This window comes from Campylobacter sp. RM12640 (assembly GCF_020137595.1).
In the GTDB taxonomy this organism is placed as follows: Bacteria; Campylobacterota; Campylobacteria; order Campylobacterales; family Campylobacteraceae; genus Campylobacter_E.
In genome coordinates, this window is the sequence record NZ_JACGAU010000080.1 from 1 (window position 1) to 325 (window position 325).

1 pseudogene is annotated in these 325 nt (G+C 34.8%); it reads right to left on the bottom strand.

What is annotated here, in order from left to right:
- Nucleotides 1-325: pseudogene (locus AVBRAN12640_RS09965) on the bottom strand (hypothetical protein); the annotation flags it as partial.

Consider the following 325-nt stretch of genomic DNA (forward strand, 5'->3'; position numbering starts at 1 on the left):
CTGAATTTTATAGCCTTTAGCTGCATCTGTATAGGTAGATAGTTTTTTATTGCCCAAAATAGCGGCAATGCTACCTACACCATCAAATGATTGGCAAATAGGATCTTTAATATCTGCACCAACATAAATAATTACATCACTACCTGTAGCAGGTGCAGTAATCATTGCGCAAGTTTTATTCTTAATTTTAAATTTTCCATCAGTATCTAAAGCAACATTTGTCATATCAGATAAATTTGCCGCAAATGAACCTTTAGCTGTGTAATAAGAAGTAATATCGCTTATTGCTGTTGAGAAGTTGCTAGCTGCTTTAGCTATCTCTGCG